This is a genomic window from Faecalimonas sp. LCP19S3_D12, from assembly GCF_052121495.1.
In the GTDB taxonomy this organism is placed as follows: Bacteria; Bacillota; Clostridia; order Lachnospirales; family Lachnospiraceae; genus Faecalimonas.
Genome location: NZ_JBQKED010000092.1, coordinates 1 through 2,661 on the forward strand (window position 1 = coordinate 1; position 2,661 = coordinate 2,661).

4 protein-coding genes are annotated in these 2,661 nt (G+C 33.1%); all 4 read right to left on the bottom strand.

Annotation, left to right across the window (positions count from 1 at the left end):
- Window positions 1-299 precede the first annotated feature (299 nt).
- From ACTQXY_RS15230 to ACTQXY_RS15245, 4 genes are read right to left on the bottom strand one after another with little or no spacing between them, the layout of a single operon-like run.
- Window positions 300-1,289 (bottom strand): alpha/beta fold hydrolase, encoded by a 990-nt coding sequence (locus ACTQXY_RS15230; protein WP_441660177.1) that lies wholly within the window; start codon window positions 1,287-1,289, stop codon window positions 300-302.
- Complete coding sequence (locus ACTQXY_RS15235; RefSeq protein WP_441660178.1) at window positions 1,290-1,706, bottom strand: hypothetical protein; 417 nt, start codon at window positions 1,704-1,706, stop codon at window positions 1,290-1,292. It abuts the gene before it with no gap.
- A complete protein-coding gene (locus tag ACTQXY_RS15240) occupies window positions 1,648-2,415 on the bottom strand; it encodes a hypothetical protein (RefSeq protein ID WP_441660179.1) in 768 nt (255 codons plus the stop codon). Before ACTQXY_RS15240 ends, ACTQXY_RS15235 begins: the two co-directional genes overlap by 59 nt.
- Entirely contained in the window at window positions 2,399-2,575 is a 177-nt protein-coding gene (locus ACTQXY_RS15245; protein ID WP_441660180.1) for a sigma factor-like helix-turn-helix DNA-binding protein, read from the bottom strand. Before ACTQXY_RS15245 ends, ACTQXY_RS15240 begins: the two co-directional genes overlap by 17 nt.
- Window positions 2,576-2,661: the final 86 nt, after the last annotated feature.

Consider the following 2,661-nt stretch of genomic DNA (forward strand, 5'->3'; position numbering starts at 1 on the left):
TTTTCGACAATTCCATTATACCAAAGGAACGTATTTATGCCTTTTTAATTGGCTGAAATATTGAATTTTCAAGGTTAATCACACCTTATTGGTGTGGGAAGTTTGAGTTATTAAATCTTCCAAACACAAAACGGATATGCTTTCAATAACATATCCGCTTCTAATGTCTTCAATCAATAAGAAATAATTCCCCTGTATTTCTTTCATGTTCCATAATATTAATTATTCTAATTCCTACACCATGACCTCTAATTCCACTAGTATAAAGACATATTGACATTCTTTTGAAACCAGAGTAGTTATTTGTTTTCTATCCACTGTATAGTTCTTTCAACAATTGCCTTCTTCTGTTCAAAATGTAAATAGTGAGAACCTTCTAGCAAAATTACTTCTCCATTTTCTTTATCTGCTATAATATCCCTATGTAGTTGTTCCCACTGTGGCATAGTCTTGCAATTCTCTTTTGAAACAAATTCCAATACTGGTATTTCTTTCGGAATTTTCATATCTTCTACTACTTCCATATTCTTTTCAAGACTCTTCATCTCTGCCATAACCGTTGCGTTATATCCTTTATCCAGTGTTAATATACGGAAAAGATCCAGTTCCTTCTCTGAATATGGATATCTGAAATCTGCATAAACAATTTTTTTCGGATTGTTTATAGAAATAAGTCTTGTAATCCCAGTTATATTTATTGTTTTTTGAATATATGCAGACATTTGGTTAATAAACTGAATGCTTACCGGAAAGGGATTGTTCTCTTTCTTTGTCATTTTCGGAACAGATGGATCAATTCCTATAATCCCCCTGATTTCTTCAGGATATATCTGGCTCCAATATAAACTATATAATCCTGATATGGAATGACCCATAAGATAATACTCTTCTTCACCCAAATTCTTTACGCATTCATGCAATTCTTCTACAATATTTTCAATTGTCCGTTCACGCTTTGTTCCATCAGATAATCCATATCCAAGGGGCTCAACCGTAATCACCTTGTACTTTTTAGATAACTCATTTGCTAAAGGTCTGAATTCTAAAATAGGGGATGGTTCTCCCAAACCTGGCAGCAAGATAATCGGCGGACCGTCATGCTCCTCTCCTACAATCTCCACAACCATACTTTTTCCGTCTATTTGCACGCTGTTACCATACGCATTTTTCGTTTTGGATTCATCTATTTTCTTACAAATAGTATTCCATATAATCCCTAATAAAATAATTATAATGATAATACCTATAATCCATTTTATAACGATCCATATTTTTTTCTTTCTCTTCATTTAAAAATTCAAACTCCCTCCCGTAATGGTAATTGTTCCGGCAGATTTATTGGTTACATAAAATTTATAATATCCCGTACTTCCAATTGTAAATGTGGTACTATGATTTTTCCCTGTTCCACTGTACTTTTTCATTTTCACACCACTTAGATTTTTATACCCTAACTCTACACTTCCTGATGTTTTCAGATTAATTGAAAAGCTGATTTTAGCCCCGCCCGGAACATAAAATGCCTGGCCATCATTGTCGATAATATTAACCGTTTCCCCTGCACTCAATGTTGTGCTGGATATCCCCATTCTTGTATTTGGTTGATATATAACATTTTGCTGCTCCTGTGCTGCCTGTACCGGAACATTACTTGTCATCATACATGATAGAGTTATTACCACTATCATCTTTTTTAAGTTTTTCATTGTCTTCTATCTCCTTTACTATGTGATAATTCAGGATAATGCGATCACTGGATATATTTTTAAAATATGGAAAATATTCTTTCCGCTCTCCTCCTTTCAGCCAGACTTCAGATTCTTCTGCCTCAATAATATCCAGTTTAAATGGCTTTCCATTTTCTATATATCCTATTTCAAATGTATGTCCAGCTTGATTTCCCATGTTTTCCTGGCTAACACTTATTTTAACCATTTCATTATCCTCTAAAAAAATTCCGTTTCCATTTTCCTGTATAATCAGCATTGTTCCATTTTCCAAATATATTAGCTGATTTCCCTTATAAAACTCTGTATCTATTTCTAAAATATGCTTTGCAATAGGAATCCCTTCTTGATACAGATAAGCGTTATCAATCAATTCTGTTTGAATATCTATTTCTATATTTCCTTTTTCTGTATCTTTTTCATAAAAGGTATGTTCTTTTTCTAGGCTTTCTGTTTTCTCTACTTTCCCGCCTGGAGACAAAATAGTTTTTGCCAGGACAATACCGCCAGTTACCAAACATATACTACCGGCTGCTGTCACTGCTTTTAAAAAATAAGAATATTTTTTTCTGCGAATAATCTTTTTATATACCTTGTCCTTAATGTCTGTAAGGTTACCGATATCCTCTTCTTCTTTTGTTATAATCTCAACCGAATTATCCAACATCTCACTAATTTTTATCTTCATAAACCTTATAGCCCTCCCTACGCAAAGCATTACGCAAAGTTTCTCTGCCTCTTCGAAGTCTGGTTTTTATGGTCTGCGGATTCATATTAAGTTGTAATGCAATTTCTTCTATCTTCAAATAATTGTAATAGTATACTATAAATGAGCAAATTTGAAAAATTGCACAAAACTACACTGCGAATTTCATAAATGAATCAAAATCATTACTTTCCTTTGCGCATTGAAAAAGATAACGATACTTTTCCA

What these genes read in the sequence shown, in the direction of transcription:
- ACTQXY_RS15230 (WP_441660177.1), bottom strand. Translation starts at nt 1,289, where the DNA reads ATGAAGAGAAAGAAAAAAATATGGATCGTTATAAAATGGATTATAGGT.
- ACTQXY_RS15240 (WP_441660179.1), bottom strand. Translation starts at nt 2,415, where the DNA reads ATGAAGATAAAAATTAGTGAGATGTTGGATAATTCGGTTGAGATTATA.
- ACTQXY_RS15235 (WP_441660178.1), bottom strand. Translation starts at nt 1,706, where the DNA reads ATGAAAAACTTAAAAAAGATGATAGTGGTAATAACTCTATCATGTATG.